The sequence below is a fragment of the Pseudorhodobacter aquimaris genome (assembly GCF_001202025.1).
Classification (GTDB): Bacteria; Pseudomonadota; Alphaproteobacteria; order Rhodobacterales; family Rhodobacteraceae; genus Pseudorhodobacter; species Pseudorhodobacter aquimaris.
On sequence record NZ_LGHS01000069.1, the window covers coordinates 144,970 to 166,191 of the forward strand.

Sequence of the window (21,222 nt, forward strand, 5' to 3'; positions counted from 1 at the left end):
TCAGGCCGCTTTGGCCTGCTGCACGTGTTTTGCCGCCTCAATCACCAGCGGATCAAGCCCTGCGGCGCCGCCGTCGATATGGGTATAAAGCTGTTCCAGCATCCGCGGTTCCCAAAAATCACCGAGATGGGCGGCGATGCCCTCAACGCGCCCTGCCTCGGGCTGAGAGCGAAAGAACGTGGCGATCTGATTGGCCATATAGGCCATTTTTTCAGGGGACATTGGGAACCTCGGAAAGAATACGTTGTGGATTGGAATAGATGTCGAACCCGCCGCCACGGGCAAAGGCGACCAGCGTAATGCCGGCCGCTTGGGCGGCACGCAGGGCATGGGCGGTCGGGGCGGAAACAGCAATCAATGCGGGGGCACCGGCCATGGCTGTTTTCTGTATCAGCTCAATCGAGAGGCGGCTGGTCATGACAAAGGCGCCGCTTGCCGGGTCGATCCCTGCAAGCGCCAAGGCGCCGATCACCTTATCCAGCGCGTTGTGACGTCCGACATCCTCGCGGGCAAGGATGATCCCTTTTCCCGGCTGCAAGAACCCCGCCGCATGGGTGGCACGGGTCAGGTCGTGTAGGGGCTGCTGATTGCGCAAGCTGTCGGTGGCCCCCGCGATATCGGCTTGTGAGAACCTCAGATCCGCGCCCCCCACATGTGGCAGGTCGCGATCCGCCTGTTCCAGACTGTCGATCCCGCATAGCCCGCAACCCACCGGACCGGCCATCATGCGCCGACGGGCGGCGATGGCCTCGGCCCGGTCTTCGGTCAGCCAGAAGCGGGCCTCGATGCCGTTGGGATGATCGAGCAGTTCAAAATCTTCGATCTGGGACAGGTCGGTTATCCCCCCCTCGGACAGCGCGAACCCATGCGCGAAATCGCCAAGATCGGTGGGGCTGGCCATCATTACCGCTTGGGTGGAGCCGTTGAAAACCATGGCAACCGCCACCTCCTCGGGCAGCGCGCGGTGAACCACGCGGTTGCCATCGGCTTGTACCGACAGGCCCGAAAGGCTGGAGGAGGCGGGATGCGTCACTATTCAGCCGCCGGAAGGATGCGGCGCGATTGCTCGGCGTGCGCGCTATAATCCTCTTGCCATTCGGACGGGCCGTTCGACGCGCTGACCTGCACCGCCGTTACCTTATATTCAGGGCAGTTGGTGGCCCAATCGGTGTAATCGGTGGTGATCACATTGGCCTGCGTGTCGGGGTGGTGGAAGGTGGTATAGACCACACCGGGGCTGACACGATCTGTGATCTTGGCACGCACGGTGGTTTCACCAGAGCGGCTGGCCAGCTTGACGAAATCGCCCTCATGCAAACCGCGTACTTCGGCATCATGGGGGTGGATCTCCAGCAAGTCCTGATCGTGCCAGACGGTGTTTTCCGTCCGCCGTGTCTGGGCGCCTACGTTATACTGCGACAGGATCCGCCCCGTGGTCAGCAAAAGCGGGAAGCGCGGGCCGGTCTTTTCGTCGGTGGCGACATATTCGGTGACGATAAACCGCCCCTTGCCGCGCATGAAGCCGTCGACATGCATCAAGGGCATACCGTCGGGATGCTCTTCGTTACAGGGCCATTGCACGCTGCCTTTTTCCTCCAGCATGGCATAGTTGACGCCGGCAAAGCTGGGGGTCGTGGCCGCGATTTCCTCCATGATCTGGGAGGGGTGGGTATAGGTCCAACTGCCGCCCATCGCATTGGCCAGCATCTGCGTCACCTCCCAATCGGCATAGCCGTTCTTGGGGGCCATCACACGGCGCACGCGGTTGATGCGGCGCTCGGCATTGGTGAAGGTGCCGTCCTTTTCAAGGAAGGTCGAACCCGGCAGGAACACATGCGCGTAATTGGCGGTCTCGTTCAAAAACAGATCATGCACGATCACGCATTCCATCGCGGCCAATCCCGCAGCCACATGTTTGGTATCGGGGTCGGATTGCAAGATATCCTCGCCCTGACAGTAAAGCCCCTTGAAGGTGCCATCCACCGCAGCATCCAGCATATTGGGGATGCGAAGCCCCGGTTCGGGGTCGATCACAGTGCCCCAGGCATCCTCGAATATCTTGCGCACCTCGGGCAGTTTGACATGGCGGTAGCCGGGCAATTCATGCGGGAAGCTGCCCATATCGCAAGAGCCTTGGACGTTGTTTTGTCCCCGCAGCGGGTTCACCCCAACGCCGTTGCGCCCGACATTTCCGGTCAGCATGGCAAGGTTGGCGATGCCCATCACGGTGGTGGACCCCTGACTGTGCTCCGTCACGCCCAACCCGTAATAGATGGAGCCATTGCCACCCGTGGCAAACAGCCGTGCGGCCGCGCGCAATTCCTGCGGGTCAACGCCGGTAAGCATGGCCGTCGCCTCGGGTGAATGGCGCGCATCGCTTACGAAGGCGGCGTAGTCTTGGAATTCATCCCAATCGCAACGCTCGCGGATATAGGCCTCATCCATCAGCCCCTCGGTCACGATGACATGGGCCAAGGCGGTGACGACAACGACATTGGTGCCGGGGCGCAGGGGCAGGTGGTGTGCCGCCTCGATATGGGCGGATTTCACCAGATCAATCCGGCGGGGATCGATTACGATCAGCTTGGCCCCTTCGCGCAACCGCTTTTTCAAGCGGCTGGCAAAGACCGGATGCGCATCGGTCGGATTGGCACCGATCACGATCACCACATCGGTTTCCTCGACGGAATCGAAATCCTGGGTGCCGGCCGAGGTGCCGAATGCCTGACCCAGCCCATAGCCGGTGGGGGAATGGCAGACCCGCGCACAGGTATCGGTGTTGTTATTGCCAAAGACCTGACGCGTCAGCTTTTGCACCAGAAAGGTTTCCTCATTGGTGCAGCGGCTGGAGGTAATCACCCCGATGGATTTCTGGCCGTATTTCTCTTGCAACCCGCGCATCCGCTTGGCGGCAAAATCCAGCGCCTCATCCCAGCTGACCTCGCGCCATGGATCGGTGATCTTGTCGCGGATCATCGGGTTCAGGATGCGGTCCTTGTGGTTGGCATAGCCATAGGCGAAACGCCCCTTGACGCAGCTATGACCCCGGTTTGCCTTGCCATGCTTATAGGGCACCATGCGCACCAGCTCATCGCCGTTCAACTCGGCCTTGAACGAACAGCCCACCCCGCAATAGGCGCAGGTGGTGATGACAGAACGCTGCGGTGTGCCCAGCTCAACGATGGATTTTTCTTGCAAGGTCGCGGTCGGGCAGGCCTGAACACAGGCACCACAGCTAACGCAATCCGAGGCCAGCGCATCATCGGTTTTCGCGCCAAAGGACACGCGGCTGTCGAAACCGCGGCCCTCGATGGTCAGGGCAAAGGTGCCTTGGACCTCTTCGCAGGCGCGCACGCAACGGCTGCAGACAATGCATTTCGCGGGATCATAGGTGAAATAGGGGTTGCTTTCGTCCTTGGGCATCCATTCGGGGTTCGCCTCGCCGCTGGTGTTGCGCGGGGCAAAGTGATTGGCCAAAGGTGCATTTTCGGGGGCGACGTAGCGCACATCGCGCAGGCCCACAACGCCGGCCATATCCTGCAACTCGCAATCGCCATTGGCCGAACAGGTCAGACAATCCAGCGGGTGATCGGAGATATAAAGCTCCATCACGCCCTTGCGCAGTTTTTTGATTTTCGCAGTCTGGGTCTGGACGACCATGCCCTCGGCCACAGGTGTGGTGCAAGAGGCGGGCGTGCCGCGCCGACCTTCGATTTCCACCGCGCACAGCCTGCATGACCCGAAGGCCTCCATGTTGTCGCTGGCGCAAAGCTTGGGGATCTGTAGGCCCGCCTCGGCGGCGGCGCGCATCACGGAAGTGCCATCGGGTACGGTTACGGCAAAACCGTCAATGGTCAGGGTTACGGGCGCGCCGCTGCGTGCGGGGGTGCCCATATCGCGGTCATCGGTGGGGATGATGAAATCTTTCATTCGGCGGCCTCCTTTTGGGTCGCGAAATCGTCAGGAAAATGGGTGAGGGCGGACATGACGGGAAAGGGGGTAAAGCCCCCCAAGGCACAAAGAGAGCCGTCTTTCATGGTGTCACACAGGTCGGTCAGCAATTCCGCGGCACCCGCATCGCCTTGGCGGATACGGTCGAGGGTTTCGACCCCGCGCACGGCACCGACCCGACACGGCGTGCATTTCCCGCAAGATTCGACCGCGCAGAATTCCATCGCAAAGCGGGCCATATCCAGCATATCGGTGGCATCATCAAAGACGACCAAACCGGCATGGCCGATCAAACCGCCCTGCTGGTCAAACGCCTCATAGCAGATGGCGGTCTCGAACTTGTGGCGTGGCATATAGGCGCCCAATGGCCCGCCAACCTGCACCGCCTTGACCGGACGTCCCGAGGCCGTACCACCCCCGATCACATCCACCGCCTCGCCAAGCGTCATGCCAAAGGCGGTCTCGAACAAGCCGCCCTGCTTTACATTGCCGGCGATTTGCAGCGTGACCGTGCCGCGCGACCGGCCAAGCCCGAAATCGGCATAGGCCTGCGCGCCGCGTTCGAAAATCACCGGAACGGTGGCAAGGCTGATGACGTTATTGACCACGGTCGGGCGGCCAAGAAACCCTTCGAGCGCGGGCAGCGGTGGCTTGGCGCGCACCACGCCGCGCTTGCCCTCAAGCGAGTTCAGCAGCGAGGTTTCCTCACCGCAAACATATGCGCCGGCACCAACGCGAACCTCCATATCAAAGGCACGACCGGACCCCATGACATCCTGGCCAAGCACGCCCTTTGTACGTGCGATCTCGACGGCCTCTTGCAAGACCGCAACCGCATCAGGGTATTCGCTACGCATATAGACATAGCCTTTGGTCGCGCCCACGCCGAGGCCCGCAATCGCCATGCCCTCAATCAAGGTAAAGGGGTCGCCTTCCATTAGCATCCGGTCGGCAAAGGTGCCGCTGTCGCCCTCATCGGCATTGCAGACGATGTATTTCTGCGGGGCTTTTGCGCCCAGAACCGTGTTCCATTTGATGCCGGTCGGAAAGCCCGCACCACCGCGCCCGCGCAAGCCGCTTGTCGTGATCTCGGCTACGATGTCCTCGCTGCTCATGCCGGCCGCGCGGCGCAGGCCCGCAAGCCCGCCGTGGGCCTCATAATCGGCCAGATCCAGCGGGTCGATCACCCCGACGCGCGCAAAGGTCAGCCGTGTCTGGCGCTGCATCCATGGCAGGTCATCCACCGGACCCAGGGCCTTGGGGTGCGCGGAGAGATCGCCAAACAGCCCCGCAACATCGCCTGGCTCCATCGGGCCAAAGCCGTGGCGGATGCCGTCAACCACGACCTCCGCCAAAGGTTCCAGCCAGACCATCCCGCGTGATCCGTTGCGCACCAGCGTCAACTCAATCCCGCGCTGTGCCGCCTCTTGGGTGATCGCCTTGGCCACTTCATCGGCACCAAGCGCCTTGGCGACGCTATCAAGGGGGAGGAAAATCTTCATGCGCCGGCCTCCTGCAACAGGGCGGCCATCCGCGTTTCATCGACCCTTGCCACGACCTTGTTGTCGACCATCGCGGCAGGCCCGCAGGCACAAAGCCCGAGGCAATAGACCGGTTCAATTGTTACCGCGCCATTCGCGGTCGTGCCGTGCCAGTCCAGCCCCAGCTTGGCCAATGTCGAGGCCGCCAAAGCATCCGCGCCCACGGACTTACAGGCCTCTGCCCGGCAAATCTTGATGACATGCCGACCCGTCGGTTCCTCGCGGAAATCGTGATAGAAGGAGACCACCCCATGCACTTCGGCCTTGGTGATGTTGAGTGCCATTGCAATCAGGGCTTCTGCGCCTTGGGGGATGCAGCCGTACCGGTCTTGAAGCGCATGCAGGATCGGCAACATGGGGCCTTCGAGATGCGTATAGGCGGCGATGATATCGCTGATTTCATTTTGATCAGGGGCTGGCTGATCCGGGGCTGGCGAGACTGCGGGCATGGTAAAATTCCTTCTTTGCCCTATAGAACCCCGCCAGTCATACGGAAATCAATAATAAAGTTCCGTTAAGTGATCAGGATTCCCGATCAAGAGCCGTGGAAAGCTTGCGTGCCGAGGTCAGTAATGCATCAATCACGGGGCTGCGCGGCTCTCGGTGGGGCACGATCAGCCCGACGGAATGTTGTTTGCGCGCTTCTGACATCGGTACAACCACCAGCTTTTTGCCTGCCGTCAAAAACCGCGCGATATCGGCCGAAAGCACTGTCATACAGCGTCCGGTTTCCACACTCGCGGTCAAGGCCATGATGGAATTGGATTCAATGCGGGTGACGGGAGAGATGTCATGTTCGGCAAAGATCTGGTTGATGATACGCCGGTTTTGCATATCGGGTGTCAACAGGGCCAGGGTCTCGTCCTTCAACTCGGACCAGCAGACCTCGGCCTTGCTGGCAAAAGGGGAGTCGTGCCGACACAGCAGGACATAGCTTTCGTCATAAAGCGGCGCGGTATGCACGCGGCCCAAGGGCTCATTGTCGAGATAGGAAATGCCGGCATCGACCTCGAAACCGTCCAGCAGGGCAAGGATTTCCCGTGAGGTGCTGGACAGAATGGTGAAATGGACCTTGGGATTGCGCTTGGTGAAATCCGACGAAAGCCGGGCAGCCCATGTCAGGGCAGTGGGGATAACGGCAAGGCGCAACTCGCCCGAAAGGCCGTTGCGCTTGACCCGCATCTCTTCGCGGAACTGACGGGCATCGCCGACGATACGCTGGGCCCAGATCAGCGCGGTTTGCCCCTCGGGGGTCAGGCCGCCAAAGCGGGAGCCGCGAAAGACCAGCTGGACGCCCAGCTGTTCCTCCAGCTGTTTGATCCCCGAAGACAGCGAGGGTTGGGAGATATTCAGACTTTGCGCCGCCCGCCCGAAATGTGCTTCGCGGGCGACGGCGATGAACATTTCAAGCTTGTCGATCATTATCGGGATCTCCGATCAAATCCGGTCATTTTGATCAGAGTTATGGAAGGATCCGCCGCGCCGGTCAAGGGCGCCGCTATTCCGGTTGTGCCAGACGGCTTTGCAGCAGATGCCCGCTTTCGGTCAGGATCGGATAGGCCACCGTCACCAGCAAAGAGTTGATTTCCTTGAAGGCCCGCACGGTTTCGAGGTGAATGTCAGAGGTATCGACACTATCGGAATGGCCGTTGCGCAGCCTTTCGAGGTGGCGGTCATGGCTTTCACGCTCCAGCTTGCGCATCATTTCCTTTTCCTTGACCAGCTGGCGCGCACTTTCCACATCGCCCGAGACCAGAACATTCAGGGCAAGTTGCAAATTCGCCTCTACCCGACTGTGAAGATTGCACATTTCGGACCAGCCCTCGGCCGAGAAACGCAGCCCTTTTTTGGTCCGTGCCTCGGCAAGGTTGAGCAGGCTTTTGGTGATGATATCCCCGATATATTCAAGGTTGATGGAAAACTCGGTCAGATCATTGCCAAGCTTTGCCTCTGCCTCGGTTAATTTTCCGCGTTGGACCTGTGCAACAAAGAGCTTGATTTCAGTGTGCTTGCGGTTGACCTGTGCATCCAGCGCGCGCACGCGTTTGATTTGCTCGGGGCTGCCGCCGTCCATCAGCTCCATGATGGGATGATACATTGTTGCGACCGTTTCCCCCATGCGCAACAGCTCACGCTTGGCGCTGGCAAGTGCGATGCGCGGATTATCGACCGACGCGTGGTCAAGCATGCTGACGGTGGGGGTGGCATCATTCGCAGCGGCTTCTGCGGCAGAATCCGGCAGCAAGGCTGCCGTAAGCCGTGCCATGGGCCGCACAAAGGGCAGGGCCAGCACTAAAAGACCCAGATTGAAGGCAAGATGGAAATTGACCAGTTGCACCGGTTCCGACCCGCCCAGAAGCGTGATCGGGATTTCGACAATTTGCGAAACAGTCAACACGACCGCTGCCGCCACCCCGCGAAAGATCAGGTTGCCAAGCGGAATACGGCGGGCCTCTACCTCCATCCCGCGGGTCAGCCAAACGGCAATAATCCCGCCGCCAAGGTTTGCACCCAGCACCATTGGCACGGCGACCTCCAACGGCAACAGCCCGCTATTGGCAAAGGTCACGAACAAAAGCACCGTCGCAACCGAGGAATGCACAACCCATGCAATCACGGCCGCCGCCAGAAAGGCGGTCAGGGGATCACCCTGCAAATAGGCCATCATCCCCGGCATCAAGGCAGAGTCGCGCAAAGGTTCGGTCGCGTCGCCGACCATCTGCAAGGACAACAGGATAAAGGCGATGCCCAACACGATTCGCCCGGTTTGCCGGATGGTTCGTGCCTCAAATTTCAAAAACATCGTAGCACCGACCAAAAGCAGAAAGGGGATCAGGCCCGACAGGTCAAAGGACAGGATCTTGACCACCAAGGCCGAGCCGAGATCAGCCCCCAAGAGGGCCGCAATCCCCGTGCCGACCGTCAAAATCCCAGAGGTCACAAAACCCGCCGCCAGAATCCCCACCGCCGTAGAGCTTTGCAGGACCACGGCCAGAATCATTCCCACCAGTGCCATTTGCGGGGTGCCGCCCTTTGCCCCGCGCAGGGCGGATTTCAGCCGCGTCCCATGCGCCCGCTCCACCCCCGTGCGCACCATGCGAACCGCCCAGAGCAACAGCAGGACAGCCCCGGCGAGGTGGATCAGAAAGGCAACAGGCAGCATCAACAGGGTCCTTTGTTTTAAGTAGAGGGCGTCATTTCACATAGAATGCCCGCCGTCCATTGGACAAACGGTAAAATTCAGGGCGCGGTCGTAAAAGCTGTGTGAACCGAGGCCATAAGCCCGCTTTTGCATCGCGATTAACGAACCCAAAGCCCCTCACGCTTGATTTTGTTGCGGATCTGCTGCTCACGTCTTGGCAGGTCGTTGCGATCAAACAAAGCGCGCACATCGCGGCCTTTTCCTTGGTAGACCATCTTTTTGAACGGCAGATATTCCTTAAGCACCTTCTTGATCGGGTTTGGTGCAAGAACCTGTTCCACAACCTCAACGGCACGGTCGCTTTCGCGGGCGTAAAACAGCGGCATGGTGCGCCAGTGGCAGGTCACATCGCCGTCCAACCCGGCTAGCGCCTCCCCCGGTCGGCCGCCGCCAAAGCTGTGAACGACCAAGGGCAGGGCGATCTGGTCGAGCCACGGGCTTAGGGGTTGGCATATAAGCTCGGGCGGGGTCTCATCGCGGATCGCACGGGCATATTCGGCAAAACGACTGCCAAACTGCTGCGGGCTTTGATGAAAGAACCAGCCTGCGTTGAAATAGAGATAGCGATTCCAGTATTCATCAGGTTGGCTGGTATCGAGACTGCTTTCGAAATCCAGCCCGAAACGGTCATAAAGCGCGCGCCAGACCTCGGTATAGCCGGGGCCGTAAAGCTCCAACACCGGCCAGGTACCTTCACGTTTCATCGATGCCGATGGTTTGGCAAAATCAAACCCGATGGATGCAAGCGGCCCGGTAAAGACGGTATCGGTATCAAGAAAAAGAAAGGGTTCATCCGGCAGGGCGCTCAGACATTCGATTTTGTTGCCATAGGGGTATGAGGCGCCGAAGATTCTGTTTTCAAATGGTATGATCTCGGCGCCGAAAGCGGCCAAGAGCGCCAAAATATCTGGGTCCTGAATGGCGGGATCATCCGGCCAAAGCGGTCCGGCTTGTGGCACTGCAATCAAAAGACGTCCGGTAAAATCGGGATTGGTCGCGCGCAGGCTTGCGGCCAACAAGACCGCCTCAAAGGACAAACGTCCGCTTTGACCCACGGCGACAATATTGAATTGCCGCTTGTCCTCCATGCTGTGCCCCATTTGCGTCATTGACCGGTTTTGTTTTGTTATCAGCATAAAGCGGCGACCAGAGATTGAAAGCGGTGCCCATGGGGACACCCCGCCAATCTCGTTGTGCAGCGGTTTGATTACGCAACGGTAAATTTCACAGAAATTCCGTCAGACGGGCTATGGATTCTGACATTTACGGGGAAAGTGGTGGCGAGGGGGGGACTTGAACCCCCGACCCCACGATTATGAGTCGTGTGCTCTAACCAGCTGAGCTACCTCGCCACTTGGGGGGCTGATTAGGGGCGCTGGCGCGGGCCGTCAAGAGGAAATCGGTGCGCGACGACCGGAAAGGGTCGCTATGACATTGTGCGGGTGATTTGCGGACGTCCCGATGCGGTGGCTGTCAGGGTGGCCTCGACGAACATGGCACGGCCTTCGACCGTGGCTTTTTGCAGGTCCTGTGTCGTGGTCAGAGTTACCTCGTGGGCACCGGCGGCGCGGGCGCGGTTTGTGGCCTCGGTGATCAGGGCATCTTGCATGGCGGCCATTGCGGCGGTCTGATTGTCAAAATACTTGGGGCCACTTGGCAGATGTGCGATGAACTGCCCCTCTCCGGCTGAGGTAACCAGCCCCGTCGTGCGCTGGCTGATCTGTCCGACCACGGCACCGATGGCATTGGCCACGCCCGCATGTTCGGGCAGGATCATCTTTGCCCCCAGCCGTTTACCCACAGCGCCGTAGTAATAGGGCGCCGATGCGCCAAGCCCGACCACGGGCACGCCAAGCCGAGCCGAGATCTCTATCGCGCCGCGATGCTGTTCCAGCCCGGCGCGCAGCAGGCTGTGGCGGGCGAGGGCGGCAGTATCATCGCCGTCAAAGCGGGGATCCTCGGCAAAGGCGGCCTCAAGCAGGTGGGTGGCGGTTTGTGCGGTCAACTGGTCGATGATGGCTTGGGCGACGGTTTTGGCATCGGGCGCGATCTGCATACCGTTGCCACCCCGTCGCCGCGCCAAGAGGGTCAGCGCCTTTTCTGCCGCTGTTCCGTCCCAATCGGTCAGCCCGCCCAGAACGTGGCTGGCATCAGAGGGCGTGATCCCCGACAGCATCACCAGCCCGCGTGCGACCAGCCTGTCCAGTGCGGCAACCTCCAACCGCGAGGTCAGCGCCTGACCAAGCGGTATCGGCGCGGTGACGCGGGCCAAAAGCGTGGCCTCGCGCGGGGAAAGGCCCTCTGCCTCAAACCTCGTGGGCAGGACAAAGCGCCCGTCGTATTCGCCCACAGCGGTGCCGCGCAGTGCGCGATCCAGCGCGTCATGCACCATCGCGCCATGATCCACCGCCAGCAAAGCGACGGGGATCAAGCGCCGCGGCCCAAGGGTGAAGCCCCCTTCCAGCCCTTCGGTAATCAGATGGGCCTCACTGTCGCCGCCAAGGCCGCTGGTGCGCATGGCGACGGCCTCTACCATGGTGCGGAACCCGCCGACCCGCGCGCCAAGCGGGTCAATTTCGGGCAGGCCGTTGCGTAGCATTGCAATATCGGTGGTGGTGCCGCCAATATCGGCGACCAAGGCATCACCGACCCCCGTCAGCCAGCGCGCGCCGACAATGGATGCCGCGGGGCCGGAGAGGATCGTCTCGATCGGCCGTTCGCGCACCATCGCGGCCGATATCAGCGCGCCGTCGCCGCGCACGACCATCAGGGGGGCCGTGATGCCCACGCGGGCCATATGGCCCTCACAGGCGGTTATCAGCCGGTCGATCATCCCGATCAGCCGCGCATTCAGCACCGCCGTCAACGCGCGTTTGGGTCCGTTCAGATTTGCCGACAGCTCATGTGAGCACGTGACAGGGCGGCCGGTGATCTGGCGGATCATGTCGCGGGTGGCCAGCTCATGCGCTGGGTTGCGGGTGGCGAAATGGGCGGCCACGGCATAGCCCATGACGCTATGCGTGGCCAAAGCCGTCCGAAGCGCGGGCAGGTCCAGTGGGGCGGCCTCGGCACCGGCATGTGTATGACCCCCGGCAATGCGGAGCACCGGATCCCCGCCCAAGGCCTCGGCCAGCCCGCCTCGTTCCAGATCGCCCTCGTCAAAGCCGATAAAGACCAGCGCCACACGCCCGCCTTGCCCCTCGACCAGCGCATTGGTCGCAAGCGTGGTGGACAGTGACACCATTGCCACATCAGCAGGCATAACCCCCGCATCCTGCAGAGCGGCATCAACCGCGCGACCGATGCCAAGCGAGAGGTCGTGACGGGTGGTCAGGGATTTTGCCGTGCCCAAGATGCGGTCGGTTTGGGCCTCCAGCAAAGCCGCATCCGTATAGGTCCCGCCGGTATCCACGCCCAGAAAAATCGCCATTGGTTTCCTCATCCTGCCTATGCTGTCTAGGGTGGTTTGGCACGGTTTGCGCAGCTTATTGCGCCGCAAGACCGCCCGTCATGTCAATGTGATGCGTTTGCGACGATGCGCGGGCGGAATGTTGAGCATAGCGCGATATTTGGCAATCGTTCGCCGCGCGATGGGCGCGTTGTTTTCCGAGAGCCTGTCGGCCAAGGCCTGATCGCTGAGCGGCGCGCGTGTATCCTCTTGCTGGATCATCCGTTGCAGATGGGCGCGGACGGCACCGGCGGCCTCACCGCCCACGGCCTCGGTAAAGAGCGGCCGCAACCAGATCGTTCCGCGTGGCGTATCGACGCTGACCCCTGCGACGGCGCGGCTGACGGTGCTGATGTGCAGGCCAAGCGCCTCGGCCACGTCTTGCAGCGCCATGGGTTTCAGGGCCTCCAATCCATATGTCAAGACGGCCTCCTGACGTGTCAGCACCTCTTGCCCGATCAGCAGCAGCGTCTGGCTGCGGCTGTTGACGGCGCGCAGCAACTCGCGGGCTTTGGTCAGGGCGACAGGGTCAGAAGGGCCTCGGGTGGTGACGGTCACATCTGGCAGCGCCGCGCGGTTGATGCTGATGCGCCAGCCGGTTCTGTCGCGGGTGACCAGCAGATCAGGTTCGCGTACAAGGGTTGACACCATGCCAAACTGCGCGCCGGGCTTGGGGTCAAATCCGCGAATGATGCGCAGCCGTTGGGTGATCTCCTCCTGTTCCACTGCGCATATTCTTGCAAGCGCGGAAAAACGGCCCTCGGCCAACAGGTCCAGATTGTCAAAGATGCAGGCCATCACATCATCATAAACCTCCGCCTCTTTTGCTTGTAGCGTGAGGCATTCCGCCAAGGATCGCGCGAAAAGGCCCGTCGGCTCCATCCCTTGCAAACGGTGCAGGACCTGACGTGCCTCCTCAAGGTTGCAACCGGCCTCTTGTGCCAAGGGGCCAAGCGGCCGTCCCAGCCAGCCCGAGGGCTCCAGCGCCTGCATGAAGCAAAGCCCGATTTCGCGTTCGCGAGGGGTTCGGGTGACCTGAGAGATTTGCTGGGTAACATGGGCGATCAGCCCGAGTGCTGCGGTTTGCAGCTGCGCACCCATATCGATGTCGTGAGGGGCGCCCGCGTTCTGTGCGGCAAAAGCGGCGGTCCAGCGGGGCAACCAGGGGGTTGTCTCGGGAGCAGGAGGGGTCAGGGTGATATGGGGATTGGTTTTGGCTTCTTCTTCCAGATAACGGGTCAGGCCGCTGGCATCGAGGTGTAGCACCCGGATAGAGGTGGCAAGCGGCATGTTCAATTGCAGTTTCTGGGTCAGGGAGAGGCGCTGGACCTGACGGGACATTGTGTGTCTTTCCAAGATGATACCGCCGCCACTTTAGGCGGGGATATGCGGTCACGCAACTGTGGCAGCAGGCCCCATCGCCTTTTGTGCGACGGGCGGCTAGTTTGCAGCACCAATGATTGAAAAGTGAAAGTTGTCCCCGGATGCAAAGCCCCTTCTGGCCACAAATGCGCGATGTCTTGTTGATCGGCGGGGGCCATGCGCATGCGCTGGTGTTGCGCAAATGGGGGATGGCACCGCAAGCGGGTAGCCGCATTACGGTGATCAACCCCGGCCCTGTGGCCCCTTATACGGGTATGTTGCCGGGTCATATCGCGGGGCATTATCCGCGTGATGTGATGATGATCGACCTGATCCGCCTTGCACGTTTTGCGGGGGCACGGGTGATCATGGGCCGTGCTGTGGGGCTTGATCGGGACGCCAAGCAGGCGGTTTTGGCAGACGGGCGGCGCTTGCGCTATGATGTGGCCTCGATTGATATCGGTATTGCCTCAACCCTGCCTGATCTGCCGGGGTTTGAGGATCACGCATTGGCGGCCAAACCCTTGGGCGGGTACGCCGAAGGGTGGGAGGCGTTTTTGGCCTGCGCCCCCGAGGCTGCGCATCTGGTTATCATCGGCGCAGGGGTTGGCGGGGCAGAGCTGGCCATGGCCTCAGCGCACCGGCTGGCCCGAACGGGCCGCAAAGCCAGTATCACCCTGTTGGAGCGTGAGGATAAAGCCCTGCCCAATGTTGGCGAGGGCGCGCGCAAGGCACTGCTTGCAGCACTTGCGCGGCATGGGGTGGTGGTCAAAACCGGGGCTACGCCTGCGGCGGTGGCGCAAGGGTCGGTGACGTTGGCGGATGGTCAGGTGTTGCCATCCGATTTCACGCTCTCGGTAGCGGGATCACAGCCGCAACCGTGGTTGGCAGATACAGGGTTGGCCTTGCACAACGGCTTCGTGACCATCAACCCCACCCTGCAATCGAGTGACCCGAGCATCTTTGCCGTCGGCGATTGCGCGCATATGGGGTATGCGCCGCGGCCCAAGGCCGGGGTTTTTGCCGTACGTCAGGCGCCGATCCTTTTCCACAACCTGCGGGCCAGCCTTTCGGGCGCGCCTTTGCGCCGTTACCGCCCGCAGCGTGATTACCTCAAGCTGATATCCATGGGCGGGCAACGGGCGGTGGCCGACAAGCTGGGTTTGCGGCTGGAGGGCGCGTGGCTGTGGCGTTGGAAGGACCGGATCGACCGCAAATTCATGGCGAAATTTGAGGCGTATCCTGCGATGGAGCAGCCCGTTTTGCCAAAGGGCGCGGTGGAAGGGCTGGCCGAGGTGATGGGCGAGAAGCCTCTTTGCGGCGGCTGTGGTGCCAAAGTCGGGGGTGAGACCTTGCGCGGGGCGCTGACGTCGTTGCCTGCGCCGCGGCGGGCCGATGTGCTGTCCGGTCCCGGCGATGATGCGGGGATCATATCGGTGGGCAAGGGGATGCAGGTGTTGACCACTGACCATCTGCGCGCCTTTAGCGATGATGCCGCGCTGATGGCACGGATCGCGGCCATTCATGCGCTGGGCGATATCTGGGCAATGGGGGCCACGCCGCAATCGGCCCTGTCGCAGATCACATTGCCGCGCCTCGGCCCCGCGCTTCAGGCCGATATGCTGGCCGAGATCCTTGCCGCCTCGGCCGAGGTGTTCACGGCGGCGGGTGCCGATATTCTGGGCGGTCACAGCACCATCGGCGCCGAGTTGAGCATCGGCTTTTCCCTCACCGGGCTTGTCGGCAAGCCGATCCTGAAAACCTCGGCCCGCGCGGGGGATGCGATCATCCTCACCAAACCCATCGGTACCGGCACCATCCTTGCCGCCGAGATGGCTGCGACCAATGCCAAGGGGATGCTCTTGGGGGAGGCTGTGGCGGGCTGCTATGCCTCGATGCAGCACCCGCTTGGCGCAGCCAGCAGACGCCTTGCCCCCCATGCCACCGCGATGACGGATGTGACCGGCTTTGGCCTTGCCGCCCATCTGCTGGAAATGCTGGAGGGGGCGGGGCTTGCGGCTGATGTGCAACTTGACCAGATCCCCTTTCTTGACGGCGCCGTAACCCTTGCAGGGCTTGGTATCGCCTCTAGCGGGGCACCGGCCAACCGCGCGGCCTGTGTCGGGCGGATCGCGGCGCCGGATGATGCGCGCACGGCCTTGCTGTTTGATCCGCAAACCGCAGGCGGGCTTTTGGCAACGGTCCCGGCCGCGCGGGCCACCGAGGTTCTGGCGGCCTTGCATGAGGCGGGCGAACCGGCGGCCCTCATCGGGCATACCGGAAACGGTCCGGTGATGTTGCGGGTTACGGGCTGATACGCGGATTTTTGCGGCTCAAATTCCACCCATGTCGTTTTTATCCGTCAAGCGTCGGCGGATATTGCCCCTGCCCGCCACAATCGGGCATTGATAGGGAAAACCGTACAGGGGAGCCGCTGAATGAAAACGCATGTCAAAGCTTTGGTCGTCGGCGGGGGTGCCGTTGGCAATGGTATCACCTATCATCTGGCAAAGGCGGGCTGGGATGTGATGCTGGTAGAGCGGGATGAGCTGACCTCCGGTTCCACCTGGCATGCGGCGGGGTTGTTGCCCCTGTTCAACATGGGTTATGCGACGACCCATATCCATAAATATTCGGTCGATTTCTATAAGTCGCTGGAGGCAGAGACCGGCCTGAACGCAGGTTTTGCGGTTGTCGGCAATCTGCGCATGGCACAATGTCAGGAACGGATGGACGAATATATGCTCTATTCGGCGGTGGCCGAAAGCGCGGATGTCTATCACGAGTTCCTGACGCCCGCCCAGATCAAGGAACGCTGGCCGCTGTTGCGCACCGATGACCTTCAGGGCGCGCTTTTCCATCCGCAAGACGGTTATATTAACCCCGCCGATGTGACCCAGGCGATGGCCAAGGGCGCGCGTCAGCACGGCGCCACGATCGAGCGGAAAATTCAGGTCGACGGCTATCGCTGGACCGGATCGGAATGGATCGTAAGCTGCACCCGTATGGTGGATAAGGGTGGCAATCTGATCCCTTCCGAGGAAAGTTTCGAGATCCACGCCGAGCATGTCGTCACCGCCACCGGCAACCATGCACAGCGCACGGCCAAGCTCTTGGGGATCAAGATCCCCGCGATTCCGGTCGAACATCAGTTCATCGTCACCGAGCCTGACCCGATGCTGGTGGAATACCGCAAGAACAACCCCGAACATCCCGTTTTGCGCGATGCCGATGCCAAATGGTATGTGCGCGAGGAGCGCGGCGGCTGGATCCTTGGTCCCTATGAAAAGGGCGCGCCGTCACGGTTTGAATATGGCGTCCCCGACAGTTTCCGTGCTGACCTCTTCCCTCTCGACCTCGACCGGATCGAGGTGGAGTATATGTCGATGCTCCACCGTTTGCCCAGTTCGGAAAATGTCGGCCTCAAGGATGATTTCAACGGGCCGATCTGTTACACGCCTGATGGCAACCCGCTGGTGGGTCCGGTGCCGGGCCTGCGCAATATGTGGATTGCCGAAGGGTTCAGCTTTGGCATCACGGCGGCGGGTGGGACCGGCTATTACCTTGCGCAGTTGATGACGCAAGGTGAGGCAGAGATCGACATGGCCTCGCTCGATCCGCGCCGCTATGGCGACTGGATGACCACAGAATATGCCATGCGCAAGAATGAGGAATGCTACGACCACGTCTTTATCCTCCATCATCCGGATGAGGAACGCCCCGCCTGCCGCCCGCTGCGCACGACGCCGGTTTATGACAAGCAAATCGCCCTTGGCGCACAGATGGGTCAGGTCAACGGCTGGGAACGTCCGAACTATTACGGTCCCGTTGATGCGCCCGCGAATTTCGATCACGATTCGCGCAGTTTCCGGCGCGGGGAATGGTGGCAATACGCGCTGGCCGAGGCCGAAGCCCTGCGTGAAACTGCGGGGCTGATCGATGCATCCGCCTTTACCAAGCACAGCCTGCGGGGGGCGGGGGCGACGGCGTTTCTGGACTGGTTCACCTGTAACAAACTGCCCAATGTCGGCCGGATCAACCTGACCTATGCGCTGACGCCTACGGGCACGACGCGCACCGAATATACCATCGTGCGCCACGGCGAGAACGACTATTACCTTGTCTCGGCGGGGGCGTGGACCGCCTATGACGCCGACTATCTGCGCAAATCGGCCGAGGATTTCATGGCAGGCGGCGGCGCGCCGGTGGAAATCCATGATGTGACCAGCCAATGGGGTGTCTTTGCGCTGGCCGGTCCCAATGCCCGCAAGATCCTGCGCGAGGTGGTCAGGGATGCCGACCCCGACAGCGTGCTGTCGAACAAGCGTTTCCCATGGCTGACCGCCCGCAAGCTGGAGTTGGGCATGTGTCCCGTCAACGCCATCCGCGTCGCCTATACCGGAGAGCTGGGCTGGGAGCTGCATCACCCGATCGAGATGAACCGCTACCTGTGGGATCTCTTGCTGAAGGCGGGTGAGAAACACGGGATGAAGCTGGTCGGCGCGCGGGCGCAAAACTGGCTTCGGCAGGAAAAATCCTATCGCGCCTTTGGCAATGAATTGGGCCGCGACGCCACCCCGATGGAGGCGGGGTTGGACCGCTTTATCGACCTGTCCAAGGCGTTTCAGGGCAAGCAGGCGATGATCGACACCGGCATCCGTGCCAAATGTGTGACCGTGCTGATCGAAGGGCCGGTGGATGCCGACCCATGGGGCCGTGAGGCGCTGTTTTCAGATGGCAAGAAGGTGGGTCGTTTGACCTCGGGTGGGTGGTCGGTTGCCTTTGGCAAACAGATCGGCATGGGTTATGTCCCCCCCGAACTGGCCGAGGTCGGCACCAAGCTGAAGGTCAAAATGCAGTTGCAGGAATGGGACGCCGAGGTGGTCGAGGACAGCCCCTTTGATCCCAAAAACGCCCGCATCCGCGTGGACGGCTAACGCGTGCGGCGCGCAAGCCAGCGCGCCCAGTCCGCCCGCGTTCCGGCAAAGGCGTTCAGATCGACCTTGCCGGAAATTCCGGGGACAAGGCCGGTGCCGCTGTATTGCCAAAACGTCCAGTGCTGCCCGGGATAGGTTTTGGACGGATGCCCCGCGACCGAGCGCAGCCAGAATTCGGTGCCGGACATGCGGCCCATCTGGTTGTCGGCATAGAAATCCACCGTAGTATAAAGGATCGGCCGTTGGCCGTAATGCCGCGTCAGCGCATCCATGAACAGCTTGGCCTCACGGCGCACATGGGCGGCATCCGGGCGTTTGGTGCAGGTTGGCGAATGGGCGTTCCATTCCATATCCAGCACCGGCGGCAGGGCGCCCGCGCTGCGCGGAACATGGCGGATGAACCAGCGAGCCTGTTTGATCGCGGGCCGGCAAAAGTAAAAATAGTGATAGGCTCCGCGCGGCACCCCGGCCCGCCCTGCCGCGCGCCAGTAAGCGTCAAAGGCGGGATCAACAATGTCACCGCCCTCGGTCGCTTTGAAAAAGGCAAAGGATACGCCATTTGCCTGCGCCTTGGGCCAGTCAATTGCACCCTGCCAGCGTGAAGCATCGATCCCATGCACGGCATAGGTTTCAGGCGCGCGCCCGTCCCAGTCATGCGGATCGGCATCACCAAAACGGGCGGTGTTCGCGGTAAAAACCGCCGTTGGCGCGGGCTGCCCGCCGCCGCAAGCCGCCAAGAATAACGCCAAAATGCCAAAGAGTATCCGCACGCCGCACCTGCCCATAAGCAAACCGGCTGCCAATCTGACAGCCGGTTTGCTATTTGTCATCTGTAATCGGTGATCAGCCGGCCGTCAGCTCATCCCATGCCGCCAGCGCCTTGGCTGCATACATCAATGACGGTCCACCGCCCATTTGCACCGCCATGCCCAAGACATCGCCCAATTCCTCGCGCGTGCCACCCGCCTTGGCCAGAGCTTCGACGTGGAACCCGATGCAGGCCTCGCAGCGGTCAGCAATCGCGATCCCGAGGGCGACAAATTCCAAGGTCTTTACGTCAAGAACCTGTGCCTCTTTGGCGGCTTTGGAGAGGACACCAAAGCCTTTGGTCACCTCGGGGATGGCCTTGTTCATTGTGCGCAAATGATCCCGCATTTCTGCGTTTTTCGATTTCCAATCCATGCCTTAGGCTCCGCTCAATGTTTCATTGGGGCAGAGGTGGCATAGGGTAGGGCGCAGCGCATTGACATATATCAAGTTTAGAATATGTTTTGGCGAAAACGCCGCGTTCAGATGAAACGTGCAGGGCTTAGGCTGGCGATAATATCCTGGTCGATCCCGCAGGGGGTGCCGGTCAGCAAACCGGCGGCCAGTTCTGAGGCTGCGGGCGCGGATTGGAACCCGTATCCGCCCTGACCCGCCAGCCAGAAGAAGTCCGGCACCTCGGTATCAAAGCCGATCACAGGCACACGGTCGGGTGCAAAGGTGCGCAGTCCCGCCCAATTTGCGAGCAGGCGTGTGACGGGTTCGGTCACCATTTCCTCATATCGGGCAAGGCCCTCAGCTAGCACCATATCATCGGCAAAGGCGTCATGCGGCACGCTTGGGTCCTCCTCGGCCGGCGAAACAATCAACGCGCCGGCGTCGGGTTTGGCGTACCAAGTCTCACCTGCGTTAAAGATCATCGGCCATTTGCTGACATCAAGGCCACCAGGGGCGGGAATACGCGCCATCGACCGGCGTAGCGGGGTAAAGCCCAAGGGGCGCACCCCAGCCATACCCGCCACCACATCGGCCCAAGGGCCCGAGGCGTTGATCAGAACCCGCGCCGTGAAATGCCCCTTGGCAGAGGTGACACGCCACCCCGCCCCCTCACGGGCAATCGCAGTCACCGGCGCTTTGGTCAGGATCTGCGCGCCCGCATTGCGTGCCTCGCGCGCGAAACCTTGCAGCAAAAGATCGGTGTCAATGTCCCAGGCATGTTCGGCCACCGCCACATGGGCCACGGTTTCGGAGTTCAATATCGGGACCACGGCCTGTGCCGCGTCAAAGGATACCGGCGATAGGTCCATAACTGCGGCGTCGGCCTCAAAGGCGGCGCGTTCTTCGGCTTTGGCGACGATCATAATGCCGCGCGGGGTCAGCAAATCCTTGGTGCCGTGGAAATAAGCGCCCGAGGCCATCGACAGTGCGACCACGGGGGCCAAGCCATAATGCGGCTCATAAAGGGCGGCGGAGCGGCCCGAGGCGTGATGCGCCAAGGCCTCCTCGGCCTCCAGCAGTAAAACCGAGCCTGCGCCCGCCAATCTGGCGGCACAGGACACCCCCGCAATGCCGCCGCCGATGATCAAAAAATCATATTCCATAGCGCGAACCTGACACGGGCAAGCCGACAAGAAAAGCCCCGTCAAAGGCGTTATGGAAAAAAATATCCCGAAGGGGTGGCCCCCCTTGATGGGGTGGACGCCCCCTCACGGCATCTTTGTGCCAAGGTAGCGGTGTCGAAACTTGCTACGAGGAGGAAGCGCCCATGGAAAAGGTTAGCATTGTTGGGCTGGATATTGCCAAGAATTCATTTCACGCACATGGAGCGGCCGAGGACGGATCGAAGGTTTTTAGTAAGGCTTTACCGCGAGGCCGAGTGTTGGAGTTTTTCGGTCGGGTTGAGCCCTGTATCATCGCCCTGGAGGCCTGTGCAGGTGCGCATCACTGGAGCCGGGAGCTTTCCGGACTTGGTCACGATGTCAAGCTGATCGCCCCGCAATACGTCAAACCCTACGT

Annotated in this window: 15 protein-coding genes, 1 tRNA gene and 1 pseudogene; 3 read left to right on the top strand and 14 right to left on the bottom strand. The window is 61.2% G+C overall.

The features are described from left to right. From AKU94_RS14305 to rpoN, 11 genes are all read right to left on the bottom strand, one after another. Positions 1-222 (bottom strand): formate dehydrogenase subunit delta, encoded by a 222-nt coding sequence (locus AKU94_RS14305; RefSeq protein ID WP_050527935.1) that lies wholly within the window; start codon positions 220-222, stop codon positions 1-3. Then, positions 212-1,033 (bottom strand): formate dehydrogenase accessory sulfurtransferase FdhD, encoded by an 822-nt coding sequence (fdhD, locus tag AKU94_RS14310; RefSeq protein ID WP_050527936.1) that lies wholly within the window; start codon positions 1,031-1,033, stop codon positions 212-214. The genes AKU94_RS14305 and fdhD overlap by 11 nt, the downstream gene beginning before the upstream one ends. Then, positions 1,033-3,930, bottom strand: coding sequence for a formate dehydrogenase subunit alpha (gene fdhF / locus AKU94_RS14315; protein ID WP_050527937.1), 2,898 nt, complete (start codon positions 3,928-3,930; stop codon positions 1,033-1,035). The genes fdhD and fdhF overlap by 1 nt, the downstream gene beginning before the upstream one ends. Further along, positions 3,927-5,453 carry a formate dehydrogenase beta subunit gene (locus tag AKU94_RS14320; protein WP_050527938.1) on the bottom strand — a complete coding sequence of 509 codons (1,527 nt, stop codon included), beginning with the start codon at positions 5,451-5,453 and terminating at the stop codon, positions 3,927-3,929. Before AKU94_RS14320 ends, fdhF begins: the two co-directional genes overlap by 4 nt. After that, positions 5,450-5,941, bottom strand: coding sequence for a formate dehydrogenase subunit gamma (locus AKU94_RS14325; RefSeq protein ID WP_050527939.1), 492 nt, complete (start codon positions 5,939-5,941; stop codon positions 5,450-5,452). Before AKU94_RS14325 ends, AKU94_RS14320 begins: the two co-directional genes overlap by 4 nt. A gap of 73 nt (positions 5,942-6,014) precedes the next feature. Continuing rightward, entirely contained in the window at positions 6,015-6,914 is a 900-nt protein-coding gene (locus AKU94_RS14330; RefSeq protein ID WP_050527940.1) for a LysR family transcriptional regulator, read from the bottom strand. Positions 6,915-6,990: 76 nt separating this feature from the next. Beyond that, positions 6,991-8,655, bottom strand: a complete 1,665-nt coding sequence (locus tag AKU94_RS14335; RefSeq protein ID WP_050527941.1) for a Na/Pi cotransporter family protein — start codon at positions 8,653-8,655, stop codon at positions 6,991-6,993. 137 nt (positions 8,656-8,792) lie between these two features. Further along, positions 8,793-9,782 carry a hypothetical protein gene (locus AKU94_RS14340; RefSeq protein WP_157056556.1) on the bottom strand — a complete coding sequence of 330 codons (990 nt, stop codon included), beginning with the start codon at positions 9,780-9,782 and terminating at the stop codon, positions 8,793-8,795. A gap of 187 nt (positions 9,783-9,969) precedes the next feature. Further along, a tRNA-Met gene (locus AKU94_RS14345) sits at positions 9,970-10,046 on the bottom strand. 74 nt (positions 10,047-10,120) lie between these two features. Beyond that, complete coding sequence (locus AKU94_RS14350; protein WP_050527942.1) at positions 10,121-12,124, bottom strand: hydantoinase/oxoprolinase N-terminal domain-containing protein; 2,004 nt, start codon at positions 12,122-12,124, stop codon at positions 10,121-10,123. Positions 12,125-12,202: 78 nt separating this feature from the next. Continuing rightward, positions 12,203-13,483, bottom strand: coding sequence for an RNA polymerase factor sigma-54 (rpoN, locus tag AKU94_RS14355; protein ID WP_050527943.1), 1,281 nt, complete (start codon positions 13,481-13,483; stop codon positions 12,203-12,205). Positions 13,484-13,626: 143 nt separating this feature from the next. Between rpoN and selD the strand changes: the two genes are divergently transcribed. Beyond that, positions 13,627-15,819 (top strand): selenide, water dikinase SelD, encoded by a 2,193-nt coding sequence (gene selD, locus AKU94_RS14360; protein ID WP_050527944.1) that lies wholly within the window; start codon positions 13,627-13,629, stop codon positions 15,817-15,819. A gap of 123 nt (positions 15,820-15,942) precedes the next feature. Then, on the top strand, positions 15,943-18,441 hold the full coding sequence (locus AKU94_RS14365; protein ID WP_050527945.1) for a GcvT family protein: 2,499 nt from the start codon (positions 15,943-15,945) through the stop codon (positions 18,439-18,441). Here the strand turns inward: AKU94_RS14365 and AKU94_RS14370 are convergent. The 3 genes from AKU94_RS14370 to AKU94_RS14380 all read right to left on the bottom strand — a co-directional run bounded on the left by AKU94_RS14370 (position 18,438) and on the right by AKU94_RS14380 (position 20,807). Then, positions 18,438-19,226 (bottom strand): glycoside hydrolase family 25 protein, encoded by a 789-nt coding sequence (locus AKU94_RS14370; protein WP_050527966.1) that lies wholly within the window; start codon positions 19,224-19,226, stop codon positions 18,438-18,440. The genes AKU94_RS14365 and AKU94_RS14370 overlap by 4 nt on opposite strands. A 58-nt stretch (positions 19,227-19,284) precedes the next feature. Then, positions 19,285-19,623 (bottom strand): carboxymuconolactone decarboxylase family protein, encoded by a 339-nt coding sequence (locus tag AKU94_RS14375; protein ID WP_050527946.1) that lies wholly within the window; start codon positions 19,621-19,623, stop codon positions 19,285-19,287. Between the two features lie 107 nt (positions 19,624-19,730). Further along, complete coding sequence (locus AKU94_RS14380) at positions 19,731-20,807, bottom strand: NAD(P)/FAD-dependent oxidoreductase (RefSeq protein ID WP_050527947.1); 1,077 nt, start codon at positions 20,805-20,807, stop codon at positions 19,731-19,733. Positions 20,808-20,971: 164 nt separating this feature from the next. Between AKU94_RS14380 and AKU94_RS20485 the strand changes: the two are divergent. After that, positions 20,972-21,222: pseudogene (locus AKU94_RS20485) on the top strand (IS110 family transposase); the annotation flags it as partial.